Here is a 16961-nt window from a genome sequence, read left to right as displayed (position 1 = left end):
CGGACGTTGATCCCGAGGCCGCTCTGCGCCGTTTCGACCGTTGTCAGTGTGAGGACATAACCTGTGCTGCGTGACTTCGCCTGCCTCGACGGACGCCGTTCCGCCCCAGCTCAGCGCGGGGCCGCGGCCCGCCCTGGGCCCGGCCGCCGACGAAGGGCTCGCGCGGCGGCTGCGCGCGCTCGCCTGCACCGCGCCGCTGCACGACCTGGACGCCCGCAAGGCCAACCTGGCGGGAGAGTACTCGGTCTACGCGATGGCCGAAGTCGCGCTCGCCGCCATCGATCTGGTCACGCTGAACATGGACTTCGACACGGGCGCCGACCACGAGCAGATCGTCTCCCGCCTGCTCCCGCGCGTCGCGGCCCAGGCGCCGGCCCGCCCGGCGGACGAGCACGAGCGCGTCGCCCGCTGGGTGCTGGAGAACCTGATCAACGTCGGCAGCGTGGACCGCGGGTTCCGCGCGGTCTACGGCACGTTCGGCCCGGACGGCGTGTACACGCGCAGGGACTACGACTTCAAGCTCGTCGAAGAGGTTCCCGGTCACGACGGCAGCGTCTACCTGCGGACCACCGACGAAGCGGTGAACGTGCTGGTGGGCGCCCTCGACACGGATGTCACCAGCGCCCAGATCGCCGCCGAGGTCAAGCTGGAGGTCCTGATCAGCCGGGGGCGCCTGGCCGACGCGCAGCTCGCCGCGGAGCAGGCCCGCTACCGGACCGTGCAGTACGCGGAGACGCTGCGCAGGACGCTGGAGGCGACCCGCCGCAACGTGCGCGCGGTGGACTGGCTCAACGCCGTACCGGACCTGATCGACGAGGCCCTGGCCCATGTCGCCGACCGGTACCGCCACGAGAACGCGATCCTGACCAACATCCGCAAGGCGCGCGACGAGGCCGAGACCGGCTCCGACCCGAAGACGGCCGAGCACAAGCGGCGCGCCGCCGAACTGGTCGACATCGTCAAGGACTGCATCCGACGCCACACGCAACTCCAGTCCCGGCTGCTGGAGGCGGGCCCGCTCTTCCGCGCCGAGCAGGACCGGCAGGCGTTCGCCCGGCCCGCCGCGCACACGGGACTGGACCTGTACGGGCAGCTGCTCGCCCCGCTGCTCCCGCTGCCCGTCGAGCGGGCGACGCGCGTGACGGACGCGTTCTTCGCCCGGGGCACGGGCCTGCGCACGCCCACGTCCGTACGGGTCGGGGACCTGGTCGACCTGCTGCTGACGGCCCCAGCGGAGCGGGCGCACCTCGGCGCCGAGATGCCGGAGCCGGACCTGATCGCGACGCCGGACGACAGCCGTTTCAGCGAGGAGCAGCTGGCGAGCGCCAAGGAACTCCTCGACCTGGAGCACGACGCGCCGCGCCGCCTCTCCGGGCTGCTGGCGGAGGCCCGCCGCCGTGACCCCGACCTGCCGTACCTCGTCGCCCTGCTGGCCGTCCACGCGGCGAGCCCGCCCGTGGGCACGGCCTACCGGCAGGGCGAGGAGCGGCTGTTGTTCGCCGTGGACGACGGGACGCCGCTGGACGACCCGGAGTTCGGAGGCGCCGACCTGATCGTGGGGACGGCGCGCCTGGACGCGGCGGGGATGGCCGCGGACCGGACGGAGGCGGCGTGACGTGTGACACGCGACGACCGTCCGGCCGTGCCGCCCCGCCCCGCCTCGGCGGACACCCGTCCCCGCGTCCGCCCGGGCACCCGACCGACCGACGCACCCGACCGACGCACCGCGCACCCCACGGCCCCGGCCGGAAGGTGAAACCCGCCAAGGAGCAACACCCGTGAGTGACCACCACGTAGAGCTCCACGACGCGTGGACCGGCCCGGCCGAGCGCGGCGAGACCGCACTCCAGGGGGAGGCCGTAGCCGCCGCCGTCGAGACCGCCGGCGTCGACGGCGGCGGCGCGGCCGAGCCGGCCGCGAGCGGCGGCCCCGCCACGGGCGCGGGCAGCGGCGTCACACCCGCCGACGCCGCGGACGCCGCGCGGCTCGTGTCGTTCGGGCTCCAGCCCAAGCTGCTCCCCGCACGCGACGCCGAGTACGCCGAGCTGCTGCGCCGCTACCGCGATGACTCCTCCTTCGCGCGGCTCGCCGACGCGGTCGCCACCGGGTTCGGCCTGGTGGTGCTGGAGGTATCGCCCCGCGCCGGAATGGCCGTGACGGCGGGCGAGGACTCGGTCTTCGCGGTCCGCATGGGCGACTACGCCCGCCGTGCCGCCACGGACTCCGCCGACCGGTTCCTGCACGGTCTCGCCCATCTCGCCGTCGCGGCACTGGCGTTCCCGAGGCCGGAGGACCTCGCCGACGACGGATACATCGGCCGGATCACCGTCAACGGCGTCGACGCCTTCGTCCGGCAGGCATGCCGCAGGCTCGCGGAACGCGCCGAGGAGGAGGGAGCCAACACCGACCCGTCCACGGACGCCCCCGGCCTGGAAGCGGCCTGGCGGATCTACGCCCGGCGCAGTTCCACCGGCGCCACCAAGGACGCCCGCCGCCTCGCAGGTTCGACCACCGGAATCATCGCCAAGGCCGTCGCGTTCCTCGCCGACTCGGGCTTCCTCCAGCGCACCGGCGACGACGCCGGAGGCGCCTACCGCACGACCGCCCGCTACCAGCTCCAGGTCCGGGACATGGCCGGTCACGCGGCCCTGGCCGAGCTGCTGGAACTGGGCGTCGTCCCCGTCGGCGACGGCTCCGCCACGCTCGTGTCGCCGCCCGACGGGGACGACCTGGAGCTGACCGCCGACGCCGGCCTGCCCTTCCACGCATGACCGCCGACCCGAGCACGCCGGGCACCGCCCAGGACCGTCCGACCGCCACCACCATGTGACCGACGTCCGACCGACCCACCCGGCCACGACCGCCGCCCACCGGCCACACCCACCGCCCACGTCCCCTCCCCACGAGAGTCCGCCGCCATGTACGAGCTGTCCCGGGTCCGCCTCTACTCCATCGGGCCCGCCGGTGCGCGCTACGCCGACACCGTGCTCGACCTGCGGGGCGTGGGCGCGCCCGTGCCGCGTCCCGCGCCCGCCCAGGCGGAGTTCTTCGAGGAGGAGCCGACCGGCCCGCCGCGCCGCCCGGCACCGGCCGGTGTGCTGTTCCTGGAGAACGGCGGTGGCAAGTCCGTGCTGCTCAAACTGATCTTCTCGGTGATGCTGCCGGGGCACCGCAACACCCTCGGCGGCGCCAGCTCCGGTGTGCTGCGCAAGTTCCTGCTCGCGGACGACTGCGGCCATGTCGCCCTGGAGTGGCAGCACACCCTCACCGGCGAACTCGTCGTCGTCGGCAAGGTCAGCGAGTGGCGCGGCCGGCAGGTGTCCAACGACCCGAGGAGGTTCGCCGAGGCCTGGTACTCGTTCCGGCCGGGCCCCGGACTCGGCCTCGACTCCCTGCCGGTCGCCGAGTCCACCTCCGTACGGCCGCCCGTCGAGGGGGCCTCCGGAGCGCGCGGGCGCCGTCGGACGATGAAGGGCTTCCGGGACGCCCTCACGGAGGCGGGCAAGGTGTACCCGCACCTGGACGTCCACTGGGAAGAGATCCACGACCGCTGGAACGAGCACCTCGGAGATCTCGGACTCGACCCCGAACTCTTCCGCTACCAGCGCGAGATGAACGCGGACGAGGGCGAGGCGGCCGGCCTGTTCGCCGTCAAGAAGGACTCCGACTTCACGGACCTGCTGCTGCGCGCGGTCACCGACACCCGGGACACCGACGGACTCGCCGACCTCGTCTCCGGCTTCGGCAACAAGCTGGGCCGCCGGGCCGAGCTCAGCGCCGAGCGCGACTTCACCGCCGGGTCCGTCGACCTGCTCGGCCGGATCGTCGACGCCACCGGGACCCGCGCCCGCGCCCGGGACGTCCACACGGGCGCCGAGCGCCGCGCCCGTACGCTCGTGCGCCGCCTCGCGGCGCGGGCGGGCGCCGAACGCGAGCGGGCCGCCGACCTCGCCCAGCGGGTCACCGCCGCCGCGCACACGGTGACCTCGGCCGACCAGGCGCGCGGCCGCAGTTCACTGATCGCCGCCGAACTCGCCTACCGCCACGCGTCCCTGGCCCTGACGGCGGCCGAGAAGCGCGCCGCCGCCCAGCGCCGCGAGCTGACCGACGCCCGTACGCTGCACTCCGCCTGGCAGGCCGCCGAGGCCGTGCTGCGGCACCGGGCCGCCGCCGACCGCTCGGCCAGGGTGGCCGCCGCGATCCGGGAGGCCGAACGCGACGCCGCGCCCGCCCTCGCCGCGCGCGCCACCGCGGCGGCCGATCTCGTCCGGGCGCTGCAGGCCGCCGCCGAGGACGGCGAACGGCTGGCGAACGAGGAGGAGGAGCGCTCCGCCGCCCTCCAGGAGGCCGGCGAGGCCGCCCACCGCGACGCGACGTCCGCCGCCACCGAGGCGCAACGCGCCCGCAGCGAGGCCGGGCACCTGCGTCAGCGCCTGGCCGAGGTCGAGCAGGAGACCGCGGAGGCGGTCCGGGCGGGCTGGCTCGACGACAGCACGCCGGACGCCGATCCGGCCCGCGCCGCGCTCGCCGCGACCGACGCCGAGAAGGCCGCGGTCGCCGACTGGGAAGCGGCACGGGAGGCCGCCCGCAGCGCCGCGGACCGGGCCAGGGAGAGCGCGTCGGCGGAGGCCCGCGCCGAACTGGCCGCCGCCAGGGCCGCCGACGCCGCCCAGGCGGCGGAGCGCCGTTACGACGCGGAGCGCCGCGCCGCCGAGTCCATCGCGCGCGACGAACGCCTCACCGAGCTGATGGGCCTGCCCGCGGCCGTCGCCGCCGTCGGCCGCGTCCCCGCGCCCCGCGAGGCCGGCCCCACGGGCCCGGACGCCGGTACCGGCGTCCCGCGGCAGGAGCGGAGTCCGAGGAGCGGTGAGGGGCCCACGGCCACGGCCGGGCCCGTCCCCCGAGCGGCGGAAGGCCCCCTCGGCGCCGAGGACCTGGACCGGTACGCCGACGACCTGCGCGAACTGCTCGACGGGAACGTCGCATCCGCCGAACGGCAGCTTTTCGAGCTGCGCACCGCCGCGGCCGACGACGCCCGTATCCTCGGCGCGCTCGGTGACGGCGGTCTGCTGCCGCCCGGCCCCGACGTCCTCGCCACCGTCGAGTTCCTGGGCGAGCAGGGCATTCCGGCGCTGCCGGGCTGGCGCTACCTCGCCCAGTCCGTGGACGCCGCCGACCACGCCGCCGTACTGGCCGCCCGGCCCGAACTGGTCGACGGCGTCGTGATCACCGACCCCGACTCGCACGCCCGCGCGCGGGAAGCGCTCGCCGGGGCCGCGCTGCTGCCGCGCTCCACCGTCGCCGTGGGCACCGCCGCCGCGCTGCTGGCGCCCGTGCCGGAGCCCGGGGGCGGTGGCACGGACGACGGAGCGGTGTTCCTGGTCCCGCCGAACCCGGCCATGCACGACGAGTACGCCGCCGACGAGGAGCGGCGGGCGCTGCGCGCCCGCGCCGCCGCGCGCGACGAGGAGATCAGGCTCCTCGCCGCCCGGCTCACCGGCGACCGCTCGCTCGCCGCCCGGCTCGGATCGTGGCGCGCCGACTGCCCGCCCGGCATGCTCCGGGAGCTGTCGGAGGCGGCCAGGACCGCCGGGGAAGCCGCCGAGGCCGCCGAGGCCGCGCTCGCCGAGGCCCGTACCGCGCGCGCCGAGGCCGACGAGGCCGCCACCGAGACCGCCCGGGTCCGCGACGAGCGGCAGGAGGCGGCCCAGCGCGCCCGCCGGGCCGCGGATGCCCTGTCCGGCCTGGCCTTCCGGCTCCGCGAACGCTCCCGGTGGCAGACCGAGCTCCGCGAACTGGCCGACGAAGCGGCGGAGTCGGAGGCCCGTGCGGCCGTCTGCCTGGAGCGCGCCCGGGCCGCCGACGAGGACCGCAGGGCCGCTCAGCGCGCGGGCGACGACGCCCGGCGCACCGCCCGCGCCCTGCGTGCCGAGCGTGCCGAGATCGCCGGGGCGCCGGAGAACGTTCCGGAGGCGGATCCGGACGCCCCGCGCGCCGCCCTGCCCGCGCTGCGCGAGGCGTACCGCGCCGCCTCCCAGCTGTACGAGAAGGTGGGCGTCGGCGCCGACCTGCGGGCCGAACAGGCCCGCGCGGAGAGCGACGAGAGCGCCGCGCTCGCCGAGCTGGACCGGCTCACCAACAAGGTCCGCACCCGCGCCGCCCAGCTCCTCGAATCCCCCGACGGAGCCGACGGCCCGTCCCGGCAGGCCGCCGCGGCCCGTGCCGAGTCACTCGTGCAGATGCTGGAGTCCCGCGCCTCGGCCGCCAGCGAACAGCTCGGCCGGTTCCGCGGCGAGGCGGAACGGCTGGCTCCGGAGGACGGGGACGCGCACACCGAGCTGCCCGAGGACCTGGTCCCCGCCGACGCCGACCAGGCGCAGACCCTGCTGCGTACCGCGACCAACGAGCTCGCCGAACGGACCGACGCGCTCGAATCCGCGCGCGCCGCCCACGCCGAGCTGCTCCAGGCCCACCGCGCCGCCGAGGACGCGGCGAGCGGCTTCGACGAGACCGCCGCGCTCCTGCGTGACCTGCTGCGCGGCGCGGCATCGGAGGAGGCTTCAGGGCGGGGCGGCGACGAGGAGGCCCCGCAGGCGCCCGAGCCCTACCCCGGCACCCTGGAGGAGGCCCGCGGCGCCACCGCCGAGTCCCGCCGCTCCCTGCGCGGCTGCGCGTCCGACCTCTCCGCCGCGGAGGCGGGCGTCCGCGAAGCGTGCGACGTGCTCGTACGGCATGCCAACTCCACGCGGTACGAGCAGGTGCGCACCCCGGCCCGGCAGCAGATCCGGGAACTGCCCGCGTCCGCGCTGCCCGAGCACGCCGCCGCCTGGGCCGAGGCGTTCGCACCCCGGCTGCGTGTGCTCACCGACGAACTCGCCCAGCTGGAGCGCAACCGCGACTCCATCGTCGACCGGCTGCGCGGCCTGGTGGAGTCCGCGCTGACGACGCTCCGTTCGGCGCAGCGGCTCTCCCGGCTGCCGGAGGGCCTGGGCGAGTGGTCCGGACAGGAGTTCCTGCGGATCCGCTTCGAGGAGCCGGACCGCGCGACGCTCGCCGAGCGGCTCGGCGAGGTGATCGACGAGGCGACCCGCGCCGCCCTGAAGAAGAACTCCGACCTGCGCAGGGACGGAATGTCACTGCTGCTGCGCGGCGTCCGGGCCGCGCTGCAGCCCAAGGGCGTGGCCGTCGAGATCCTCAAGCCCGACGCGGTGCTGCGAGCCGAACGCGTCCCCGTCGGACAGATGGGCGACGTCTTCTCGGGCGGCCAGCTCCTCACCGCGGCCATCGCGCTCTACTGCACGATGGCCGCCCTGCGCAGCAACGACCGCGGCCGCGACAAGCACCGGCACGCGGGCACGCTCTTCCTGGACAATCCGATCGGCCGCGCCAACGCCACATATCTGCTGGAACTGCAACGCGCGGTGTCCGACGCCCTCGGCGTCCAGCTCCTGTACACCACGGGCCTGTTCGACACGACGGCGCTCGCCGAGTTCCCCCTCGTCATCCGCCTGCGCAACGACGCGGACCTGCGCGCCGGGCTGAAGTACATCAGCGTGGAGGAGCACCTGCGCCCCGGACTGCCCCAGCCGGACCCGGACGGGGAGACCGTCCACGGCGAGATCACCGCGACCCGGATGTACAAGCGGGCCCCGGAGCCGACCACGGACTGAGCCGCGCCCCGGCGCCCGCGCACTGCCCGCCGCACAGCGCCCGTCGCACACCGTCCGTCGCACACCGTCCGTCGGCCCGGGCGCCCGCACCCCGCGTACCGGTCCCCGCGCCCACCGGCCGGCGCGCGCAGGGGCCGCGCACGTCCCGGCGGGCACACCGGTCGCCGCGCGGACCGGCCCTCGCGCACACGGCCTCCGGCGCGCACCGGCCCCGGCGTGTGCCGGCTGCCGTCACGGAGTGACGGCACCCCGTATGCGCGCGGCGTCCCGGCGCTCCCGCCGCGCCGCCCGGCGGGCCCTGCGCCGCTCCCGGCGCAGTTCTCGTGCCGTACTGCTGGGGCTGGACACCACCCCGTGACGCTGGACCCACACCTGGCGGGTCACCCATACGTCCAGTACGCCCCAGGTCGCCAGCACCGTGGAGGCCACGCTGCTCAGCACCATGGGGAAAGCCAGCCAGGAACCCGCGAGCGTGCTCAGGAACGCGACCATGGCCTGAATCAGCGTCACCGCCATGAAGATCACCGCGCGGACCGCAGCCGTACGCACCGGGTCCGGCAGCCGGTAGCGCTTCGCCGGCTCCTCGACCCACAGGCTCCGGGGCACGCCCGCGAACCCGCTCTCCGCCGCGGCACCGTGCCGCTCCTCCATCTCCCTCAAAGGTCCCTCCCCACCCTCATGTCCGCCCTCCGCGGCCATGCCCGTCGCCTCGGGCCCGTGCCGCGTGGTGCCCCGACGGGCACCGCGTGTCCGCCAGGCCCTGTCCCGGGGCACCTGGGAAGCAATTGCCCCGCCCCAGGCCGCCCCACGCCGACCGGGAACCCGAACGTGTCATGCGAAACCACCCGCAGTACCGCAACGTACCCGGATCCCCGAACAATCCACGCACACAAGGACGAATGGCAGTCCCGGAAGATTCCCATGTCATCATCAACCCCGCGATGAACCAAGCGATTTCGGCCATCCGGCGTGACCGGTCACATGGCGTCCAGCCAGGTCTCCCGCCTCCCGACGACCGGCGTCATCTCGCCGTGTACCGGGACAACCCATCACCAATGTGCCACCCGAAGGCCGAAAAACATCCGGATGTGTCTTCGAGTTGCCGGTGTGACAGTAGTAGGCTCGCGCCGTTTGCTGATGGAGCATCCCCCGTGACAGGCAGGGGATCGAGCTGGGGGAGGCCATGCGCTTTCGCGGGAAATCCATCCGCCGGAAGATCGTGGCGCTGCTGCTCGTGCCGCTCGTCGCGCTCACCGGCCTGTGGGCGTTCGTCTCCGTGCTCACCGGCGACCAGGCGGCTCAACTCGTCGACGTCAGACATGTCATCAACAAAGTCGGCCGCCCCGTCGAGGCGAGCATCCGGGCCGTCCAGGCCGAACGCCGTGAATCGCTGATCTACCTGGCCGATCCCACGGCCTCCGACGCGCTGGCCGATCTGCGCGCCCGGCGGGCCGACACCGACGACGCCGTCGCGCGTGTCAAGAGAAACGTCACTCCTGAAGTGCGCGACCGGATGGACGGCATCTCCTCCGAGCGGTACACCGCGCTCGTCAAGTCCCTGGACCTGCTGGACCTGATGCGCCGCTCCGTGGAGGAGAGCACGGTCACCCGCGAGAAGGCGCTGAACTTCTACAACCAGCTCATCAATCCCAGCCACACCTTCCTCGCCTCCCTCTACGGCCACGAGGACGTGGACGGGGACAACTGGGGCCGGGCGCTGGTCGGTTTCGACCGCGCCAAGGAGATGCTCTCCCGAGAGGACGCGCTCGTCTCCGCCGCACTGGTCTCACGCGAGTTCACCTCCGGCGACCTGCGCGCGATCTCCGACCTGATCGCCAGTCGCACCATGCTGTACGAGACGAACCTGTCCGACCTGCCCCTCTCCGACCGGGTGACCCTGGAGCAGTACTGGCGCACCCCGGCCACCCTCGCCCTGCGCGAGACCGAGAACACCCTCATCGGGGACGGCGCCGCCAAGAAGGCCTCGCTCACCCTGCGGGGCTGGGAGGACGCCACCGCGCCGGTCCTCGAGGACCTCACCCGGGAGAGCGCCGAGGCCGACGCCCTCTACCGGGCCCACATCGACCCCGTGCGCCGTGCCGTGTTCGTCCGGCTCGCGGTCGCCGGCACCGTCGGCTTCGTCGCGCTCTTCGTCTCCGTACTCATCTCCGTACGGATCGGCCGCGTCCTGATCCGGGACCTGTCCCAGCTGCGCAGGGAGGCCCACGAGGCCTCCGGCGTACGCCTCCCCAGCGTCATGCGCCGTCTCGCCGCCGGCGAGCAGGTCGACGTGGAGACGGAGGCGCCCCGGCTCGAATACCCCAAGGACGAGGTCGGCCAGGTCGGCCAGGCGCTCAACACCCTGCAGCGCGCGGCCGTCGAGGCCGCCGTGAAACAGGCCGACCTCCGCCGTGGCGTCTCCGAGGTCTTCGTCAACCTCGCCCGCCGCAACCAGGTGCTTCTCCACCGCCAGCTCACCCTCCTGGACACCATGGAACGGCGTACGGAGGACACCGACGAACTCGCCGACCTGTTCCGCCTCGACCACCTCACCACCCGCATGCGCCGGCACGCCGAGGGCCTGGTGATCCTCTCCGGCGCCGCGCCGTCCAGGCAGTGGCGCAAGCCCGTCCAGCTGATGGACGTGGTGCGCGCCGCCGTGGCCGAGGTGGAGGACTACGAACGCATCGAGGTCCGCAGGCTGCCACGCATCGGGGTCGGCGGCCCCGCCGTCGCCGACCTCACCCACCTCATCGCCGAACTCCTGGAGAACGCCACGGTGTTCTCACCCCCGCACACCGGGGTGCAGGTGCACGGCGAGCGGGTCGCCAACGGTTTCACCCTCGAAATCCACGACCGCGGCCTCGGCATGGCCCCCGACGTGCTGCTCGACGCGAACCTGCGGCTCGCCGAGACACCCGAGTTCGAGCTGTCCGACACCGACCGCCTGGGCCTGTTCGTGGTCAGTCGGCTCGCTCAGCGGCAGAACGTCCGCGTCTCGCTCCAGACCTCCCCGTACGGCGGCACGACCGCCATCGTCTTCCTGCCGTCCGCGCTGCTCACCGACGCCCCCGACACGGAGGGCACCGGCTTCCGGCTCGACCGGAAGAAGACGCTGGAGGGCAGGCGCGGCCGGAACGAGGTCGGCGGCCGGCGCGCGGCGCTGGCGCAGGTCCCCACGGGCCGGGGCGGCGACCCGGACGTGCTCGACGGTCCGGTCGAACTCGAGGCCCCGGTCGGTTCTCTGGCGGCGGAGCGCGGGCCGACCCTCGGCACGGGCGGTGGCCTCGGCGACCTGGAGGACACCGAGAGCGAACGCGGCGGCCTGTTCCGCGCCCGCGAGCCGGCCCGCGACCGAGGCCATGACCGCGACCGGGACAGTGACCGCGACGGCGAGCACCCGCGTGACGCGGACGGCCATGGCGCCGTGGAGATCCTCGACGTACGGTCCGGGCTCCATCCGCGGGACCCCCGGAACGCTCGTGACCCCCGTGACATCCGAGACTCGCGCGACTCCTGGGACGAGGGCCGTGCCCCGCGGGACCGGCGCGACGGGCGGGGCATCCCGTCCCCACGCGGGCGCCACGACCAGTACCGGCAGACGGGCGACGGCGGTGGCTCCGATCTCCCGGACGACTTGACCGGGACGCCGCGTCGCAAGCCCCCGACGCTGGTCGTCGACCGTGGCCGGCGCGTGGACGCCCCTGGCCGCGGCCTGTCGGCGTCCGGCACCGGAGGCCACAGGTCCGGCGAGCGGTCCGGCGGACCGGGACCCTGGAGCGGTGGATCCGGCGGAACGGGTGCGGCGGGTGGCCCGGGCCGGCCGACGGGCTCGGCCTCGGGCCCGGACACCGGGCCGACCGGCCCGGGCGGACCGAGGCGTGTACCGTCGGACGAGGCCCAGACCCTGGTCGGCGGCCTGCCCAGGCGAATCCGGCAGGCCAGCCTCGCCCCCCAGCTCAGGGACGCGGCGCCGCCCCCGGAACGCTCCACCGGGCGGACCACGGGCGCCGACCACGAGAGAGACCGGGACGCGGACGAGGTGCGCGACCGCATGGCTTCGCTGCAACGCGGCTGGCAGCGCGGTCGCCGGCAGAACGCCGCCGAGGACGCCACCCGCGCCGGCGAGACACAAGGAACCACATCGGAGGGGGACGGTCGATGACCGCACCGAATGCCGCAGCACGCACGTCGACCGATCCGGGCCGAGTGGGGGAGCTCAACTGGCTCCTCGACGAACTCGTCGAGCGGGTCGCCAGCATCCGCAAGGCGGTGGTGCTCTCGGGCGACGGTCTCGCCACCGGTACGTCCAAGGACCTCACGCGCGAGGACGGCGAGCACCTCGCGGCCGTCGCCTCCGGTTTCCACAGCCTCGCCAAAGGCGTCGGCAGGCACTTCGAGGCGGGCCAGGTCCGGCAGACCGTGGTGGAGCTGGACGACGCCTTCCTCTTCGTCACCGCGGCGGGCGACGGCAGCTGCCTGGCCGTCCTGGCCGACGCGGACTCCGACGTCGGCCAGGTCGCCTATGAGATGACGCTCATGGTCAAGCGGGTCGGCGTCCACCTCGGCACGGCGCCACGGACCGGTCTGCCCACCGGTGGGTGAGTAGGCCGAGATGAGTGACGCAGGTCAGGATGCGCAGCACTGGTTCGACGGCGAAGCCGGACCGGTGGTACGTCCCTACGCGATGACGCGTGGCCGCACGAGCACCACGGTGCGCCACCGGCTCGACCTGATCGCGGTCGTCGTTCCCGAACCCGCGGCCGGGGACCCCGGCCGGGACCAGACGCTCTCCCCGGAGCATGTGGAGATCGTCGAACGCTGTGGTGACACCCCCCAGTCGATCGCCGAGCTCGCCGCGGGACTCGACCTCCCCGTCGGGGTGGTCCGGGTCCTGGTCGGCGACCTCGTCGAGGACGAACTGGTCCACGTAACCCGTCCCGTTCCGCCGGCCGAACTGCCGGACGTGAACATTCTCCGCGAGGTGATCAATGGCCTTCGGGCGCTCTAGCCACCGGCCGCGTCCGGTCTCACCGGTGACGCTGAAGCTCCTGGTGGCCGGTGGTTTCGGCGTGGGCAAGACCACACTGGTCGGGGCGGTCAGCGAGATCAGACCGCTGCGGACGGAAGAGACGCTGAGCGAGGCCGGCCGGCCCGTGGACGACGTCGACGGGGTGGAGGGCAAGACGACCACCACGGTCGCCATGGACTTCGGCCGGATCACCCTCCGCGAGGACCTGGTGCTGTACCTGTTCGGCACCCCCGGCCAGGACCGGTTCTGGTTCCTCTGGGACGAACTCGCGCAGGGCGCCCTGGGGGCGGTCGTGCTGGCGGACACCCGCCGGCTCGCGGACTCCTTCGCCGCGGTGGACTACTTCGAACGGCGCGGCATCCCCTTCACCGTCGCGGTCAACTGCTTCGAGGGCGCCGACCGTTTTCCCGCCGAGACCGTGCGCGCGGCGCTCGACCTCGACCCCGAGGTGCCGCTGATGATGTGTGACGCGCGTGACCGCGAATCCGTCAAGGAAGTGCTGGTCGCGGTGGTCGAACACGCGCTGAACCGGGCGACGCTGCGCCGCGAGCCCGCCGTGAACTGACTCGGGGGCACCGGTGCGCCGGCGCGCCACGTGCCCGCCGCCCGCGCACCGGCGACCCGCTCGCCCGCGGTACGGCGCGTCGCGCGGTCCGCGCCCCCACCGGACGGGGCACGGACCGCGCGTCGCGCCCTCAGTGCCCGGCGACGGAGGACCGGGCCACCGGGAAGTCGAAGTAGGTGTCCGGGAAGGTCTCGGGCTTGTACGTGAAGTGCCACCACTCCTCGGGCAGGTTGGTGAACCCGACCCTCTCCAGCGCCGTCCCCAGCAGCCGCCGGTTTGCGCGCTGCTCGCCCCGGATCCGGGGGTCGTCCGTGTGCGCGAGCGTGTCGAAGCAGTCGAAACCCGTGCCCATGTCCAGGGAGTTGTCCGGGAACCGCGCGGCCTTCGGGCCGTGGCACGGAGTGAGCTTCTCACCGGGCCGGTACGGCCTGGTCGGCGGCGCGGGCAGCCTGACCACGGTCACGTCCACCGTGCTGCCCCGGCTGTGCCCGGATTTCTCCGCGATGTAACCGTCCGCGAACAGCCGCGACTTCTCCACCCTCGGATAGAACTCCGCCTTCATGCGCTCGTCCCGGAGGTCCGCCGCCCACCGCACGAAGTGGTCGACGGCACGCTGCGGCCGGTAGCAGTCGTAGACCTTGAGCGAGTAGCCGCGCCGCAGCAGAGTCGCCTGGGCACGCCGCAGCGCCTCCGCGGTGGACCGGGTGACGATGCAGACCGGCTCCCGGTAGCCGGCCACCGGTACGCCCATGAAGGTGTGGGGCGTGACGTACCGCATCTCCTCGATGATCGTCGGCGCCACCGTGCGCAGCGCCACGAACTCCCTGGGCGCCGTCGGCGCCTTCGGCTCGGCGGTCCGGGCCCGGGCGGTGGGGGAGACGGTGGTGACGGCGAGCAGGACGGCGGCCGATGTGGCCAGGCTGCGGAGAACGGATCGCATGGATCGCATCGTTGTCATGGACACATTGCTCTATCAGCTCGGCGCCACCCGGGGGAAGAGGCACCGGACACGGTCCGCGAGCCCATGCGAAGCCCGGGGAAACCCCTGCCGGACCCGCTCCGCGCCGCCCACCGCCGACCGTCCGCACGGAGCCCGGGGAGACGGACCACACCGCCCGCCCGGTCATCGACGCCTCCGGCAGTGGCCGACGCCGGATCCGGAACCGCGGCGATGCCCGTCGGGGCCGGTCCCGCCGCGGTGGCGACGGCGCACGTCCGACGCGCGCGCCGCCCCAGTGGCCCGTCCGGACTACCGGACGCCCCGTACCCGTACCGGCCACCGAGGGGCCACCGGGCCCTCGTCCGTGACCCGTTCCACCCGTACGCCGTCGTCCGCCCACCGGGACGTGTACCGCTCGATCTCCCCGTCCGCCCAGCCGTCGCCCGGGTCCGGAACCACCAGCCCGCCACCCGTCGTCCCGGGCGCCGGCGCCCACACCTCCAGCTCCGGCCGGCCCCCCGGGCCCCGCACGGGAATCACCGCGCCCGCCCGGGCCAGCACCGGGATCCGCGACCACGGCGCGTCCAACAGCACCTGGCCCGGCCCCTCGTACGCGGTCTCCGTCCCCGTGTCGTACCACCGCCCGCGCGGCAGCCGCACCGCCCGGCGGTCCGTACCCGGCTCCAGCACCGGCGCCACCAGCAGCGCGTCACCCAGCAGGAAGGCGTCCTCGCACGCACGCAGCGCCCGGTCCTCCGGCGCGCCCCACCAGGGCGGCCGCACGTACGGCGCGCCCGTCACCCGGGCGAGCTGGGCCAGCGTCACGAAGTACGGCCGCAGCCGCTCGCGCTCGACGAGCGCCGCCCGCGCGTGCGCCAGGACCCGCGCACCGAACTCCCACGGTTCCCGGCGCCCCGCGTCGATCGCCGAGTGCGTCCGGAACAGCGGCAGATACGCCCCCAGCTGGAACCAGCGCAGATACAGCTCGGGGGACGGACTCCCGTCGAAACCGCCCACGTCGGGACCCGAGTACGGAACCCCGCACAACCCCAGCCCCAGCACCAGCGACAGCGACGCCCGCAGCCCGGGCCAGCCCGTGGCCACATCACCGGACCAGGTGCCCCCGTAGCGCTGCATACCGGCCCAGCCGGAGCGCGAGAACAGGAACGGGCGGTCGTCGGGCCGCAGCCGCCGCAGCCCCTCGAAACCCGCCCGCGCCATGGCCAGCCCGTACACGTTGTGGGCCTCGCGGTGGTCGCCGCCCCGCCCCTCCAGCCGGTGCCGCGCCGACCGGGGCAGCGTCGGGTCACCGAACGGCGCGAACGACACCGGCTCGTTCATGTCGTGCCACACCCCGGAGAAACCCTGCGCCAGCCGCTCCTCGTACAGCTCGCCCCACCACTCGCGCACTGCGGGATCCGTGAAGTCCGGGTACACGCACTCGCCCGGCCAGACCACCCCCCGCACCTCCTGGTCCCGGGCGTTCCGCACGAACGCGCCTCCCGGGACGTCCGCGCGCCCGCTCGCGCGCACCGCGTTCCCCGGAGCCGCCGGAACCGCCGGATCGACGATCGAGACCAGCCGGACCCCGTCCGCGCGCAGCTCCTTGGCCAGCCCCGGAAGATCGGGAAAGCGCTCGCGGTCGACCGTGAACACCTGGTGCGCCTCGAAGTGATCGATGTCCAGATGGACCGCCGACAGCGGCAGGTCCCGCTCCCGGTACCCCGCCACGATCCGCCGCACCTCACGCTCGTCGCCGAACCCCCAGCGCGCGTGCTGCGGGCCCAGCGCCCAGGACGGCGGCGCCACGGGCGCCCCGGTCAGCGTTGTCCACGTGTGCAGCACCCTGGCCGGTGTGCCCGTCACCACCCAGCAGCGCAGCGGCCCGCCCTCCATCCGCAGCTCGCTGGTGCCGGGCCGGTCGTGCCCCGAGCCCGCGCCCTCCTCGCCCTCCCGGAGGACGACCCGGCCGTCCCAGGTGTTGTCGTAGAAGGCCAGATGCGTCCCCGCGTCGGACACCACCAGCTGGACGGGCATCGTCACGTACAACGGGTCGTCGTCCGGGCCGAACCGGCCCCCCGGGTCCGTGTTCCACAGCCGGTACGCGCCACTGCGCAGCCGGGGCCCCGACGCCCGTCCGCCCAGCCCGAAGAACCGCGCGTCCGCCGGCACCTCGCCACGCTGCGCCCAGCGCGCGGGCCCGCCGGCCACCGGCTCCCACCAGCGCGGCGGCAGCTCACGGCGCAGCGCCACACCGCCCGGAGTGCGCACCTCCACACCGCCGTGGCGGGAGACCGCCACCGTCACCCGCTCCGACACCACACGCCAGCCGCCGTCGGTGTCCGGTTCGAGAACGGCCCGCGGGTCCGGCTCCGGCGGGTCCCCGTCGAGCGCGTACGACGGCAGTGGCTCCGCGCCGTCCCAGCCCCAGAAGACCGCACCGCCCACCGTGACGCGGACACGCAGCTCAGCGCGCGCGAACCGTACGGTGCCGCCCCCGGGCGAGGGCTCGGCGCCCGCGGCGGGACCCGGCACCCGGGCCCGCTCGGGTCCGCGCGGCGGCAGCTCCCTGGCGTCCTCGCGCCGGCCACGCCAGGCGGTCCGCGCCGCCCGCCATCCCTGTATCGAGCCGACCACTTTCATCGAACGCACCAGCTCACCACCGTCCATGCTGCTCAGCCTGCCATTCGCCCGCCCCCGAGCGCGCTCTGTTCAACTCCCGTTCACCCATGGCGGCAGCACCGTCACAGCAGG

At 74.6% G+C, this 16961-nt stretch carries 10 protein-coding genes; 7 read left to right on the top strand and 3 right to left on the bottom strand.

Features of this window, described 5'->3' with window-relative positions; translation table 11 throughout:
* Positions 1–70 precede the first annotated feature (70 nt).
* The 3 genes from ACU6P3_RS04500 (at position 71) to ACU6P3_RS04490 (ending at position 7670) form a co-directional block, all read left to right on the top strand.
* Complete coding sequence (locus ACU6P3_RS04500) at positions 71–1615, top strand: hypothetical protein (RefSeq protein WP_447196022.1); 1545 nt, start codon at positions 71–73, stop codon at positions 1613–1615.
* Between the two features lie 163 nt (positions 1616–1778).
* On the top strand, positions 1779–2771 hold the full coding sequence (locus ACU6P3_RS04495; RefSeq protein ID WP_447196021.1) for a hypothetical protein: 993 nt from the start codon (positions 1779–1781) through the stop codon (positions 2769–2771).
* A gap of 147 nt (positions 2772–2918) precedes the next feature.
* Positions 2919–7670 carry a hypothetical protein gene (locus ACU6P3_RS04490; RefSeq protein WP_447196020.1) on the top strand — a complete coding sequence of 1584 codons (4752 nt, stop codon included), beginning with the start codon at positions 2919–2921 and terminating at the stop codon, positions 7668–7670.
* A 231-nt stretch (positions 7671–7901) separates the two neighbouring features.
* Here ACU6P3_RS04490 and ACU6P3_RS04485 read toward each other — a convergent pair whose 3' ends face one another.
* A complete protein-coding gene (locus ACU6P3_RS04485; RefSeq protein WP_447197762.1) occupies positions 7902–8321 on the bottom strand; it encodes a hypothetical protein in 420 nt (139 codons plus the stop codon).
* Positions 8322–8853: 532 nt separating this feature from the next.
* Between ACU6P3_RS04485 and ACU6P3_RS04480 the strand changes: the two genes are divergently transcribed.
* The 4 genes from ACU6P3_RS04480 to ACU6P3_RS04465 are packed head-to-tail and all read left to right on the top strand — an operon-like array spanning position 8854 to position 13267.
* The gene (locus ACU6P3_RS04480) at positions 8854–11835 is read left to right on the top strand and encodes a sensor histidine kinase (protein WP_447196019.1); all 2982 of its coding nucleotides are present in this window, start codon (positions 8854–8856) and stop codon (positions 11833–11835) included.
* Positions 11832–12275, top strand: coding sequence for a roadblock/LC7 domain-containing protein (locus tag ACU6P3_RS04475; protein ID WP_344285579.1), 444 nt, complete (start codon positions 11832–11834; stop codon positions 12273–12275). The genes ACU6P3_RS04480 and ACU6P3_RS04475 overlap by 4 nt, the downstream gene beginning before the upstream one ends.
* 10 nt (positions 12276–12285) lie before the next feature.
* Complete coding sequence (locus ACU6P3_RS04470; RefSeq protein ID WP_447196018.1) at positions 12286–12681, top strand: DUF742 domain-containing protein; 396 nt, start codon at positions 12286–12288, stop codon at positions 12679–12681.
* Positions 12662–13267 (top strand): GTP-binding protein, encoded by a 606-nt coding sequence (locus ACU6P3_RS04465; RefSeq protein ID WP_352088511.1) that lies wholly within the window; start codon positions 12662–12664, stop codon positions 13265–13267. The genes ACU6P3_RS04470 and ACU6P3_RS04465 overlap by 20 nt, the downstream gene beginning before the upstream one ends.
* 130 nt (positions 13268–13397) lie before the next feature.
* On the opposite strand, the gene ACU6P3_RS04460 is transcribed toward ACU6P3_RS04465, so the two are convergent.
* Positions 13398–14207: a M15 family metallopeptidase gene (locus ACU6P3_RS04460; RefSeq protein WP_447196017.1), complete on the bottom strand. Its 810-nt coding sequence runs from the start codon at positions 14205–14207 to the stop codon at positions 13398–13400.
* A gap of 309 nt (positions 14208–14516) precedes the next feature.
* Entirely contained in the window at positions 14517–16877 is a 2361-nt protein-coding gene (locus tag ACU6P3_RS04455) for a TIM-barrel domain-containing protein (protein WP_447196016.1), read from the bottom strand.
* Positions 16878–16961: the final 84 nt, after the last annotated feature.

The sequence above is a fragment of the Streptomyces hebeiensis genome (assembly GCF_052983195.1).
This window is presented reverse-complemented; position numbering and strand designations above follow the sequence as displayed.

What these genes read in the sequence shown, in the direction of transcription:
- ACU6P3_RS04470 (WP_447196018.1), top strand. Translation starts at nt 12,286, where the DNA reads ATGAGTGACGCAGGTCAGGATGCGCAGCACTGGTTCGACGGCGAAGCC.
- ACU6P3_RS04455 (WP_447196016.1), bottom strand. Translation starts at nt 16,877, where the DNA reads ATGGACGGTGGTGAGCTGGTGCGTTCGATGAAAGTGGTCGGCTCGATA.
- ACU6P3_RS04475 (WP_344285579.1), top strand. Translation starts at nt 11,832, where the DNA reads ATGACCGCACCGAATGCCGCAGCACGCACGTCGACCGATCCGGGCCGA.
- ACU6P3_RS04480 (WP_447196019.1), top strand. Translation starts at nt 8,854, where the DNA reads ATGCGCTTTCGCGGGAAATCCATCCGCCGGAAGATCGTGGCGCTGCTG.
- ACU6P3_RS04485 (WP_447197762.1), bottom strand. Translation starts at nt 8,321, where the DNA reads ATGGAGGAGCGGCACGGTGCCGCGGCGGAGAGCGGGTTCGCGGGCGTG.
- ACU6P3_RS04490 (WP_447196020.1), top strand. Translation starts at nt 2,919, where the DNA reads ATGTACGAGCTGTCCCGGGTCCGCCTCTACTCCATCGGGCCCGCCGGT.
- ACU6P3_RS04460 (WP_447196017.1), bottom strand. Translation starts at nt 14,207, where the DNA reads ATGCGATCCGTTCTCCGCAGCCTGGCCACATCGGCCGCCGTCCTGCTC.
- ACU6P3_RS04465 (WP_352088511.1), top strand. Translation starts at nt 12,662, where the DNA reads ATGGCCTTCGGGCGCTCTAGCCACCGGCCGCGTCCGGTCTCACCGGTG.